1 pseudogene is annotated in these 360 nt (G+C 54.7%); it reads left to right on the top strand.

The annotated features are described in order from the left end of the window. Positions 1-360, top strand: a pseudogene (locus tag APU11_RS28635) (IS4 family transposase); the annotation flags it as partial.

The following is a 360-nucleotide window of genomic DNA, read 5'->3' as shown; positions in this document are numbered from 1 at the left end:
AATTTTTCTCCGCGTCTTTACCGGACGTTCACAGCTTCCGGATTAATGTCCTTGTTTCCATGGCCGTTGCCCTCACGCACGGTGCGGATCTGACCCTGACCAGCCTTGGTCGCACTCTTCCCGGCAGAGCGCACGTCAAAAATAAAATTAAACGTGTTGACCGTGCCCTGGGTAATACCGCCCTTCACCGGGATATTCCCCGTATTCAGCACCTGCTCACACATACCATCACCTCCCTGATGCCCTTCTGTGTGATTGCTGTCGACTGGACAGGCTGGCATGACAGGAACTGGTATCTTCTGCGGGCAAGCCTGGTCTGTAATGGTCGCTCACTGCCGCTTATGAGTGAGGTTGTCCCCG

The organism is Enterobacter sp. 50793107, from assembly GCF_001463365.1.
Lineage (GTDB): Bacteria > Pseudomonadota > Gammaproteobacteria > Enterobacterales > Enterobacteriaceae > Enterobacter > Enterobacter cloacae.
This window is presented reverse-complemented; position numbering and strand designations above follow the sequence as displayed.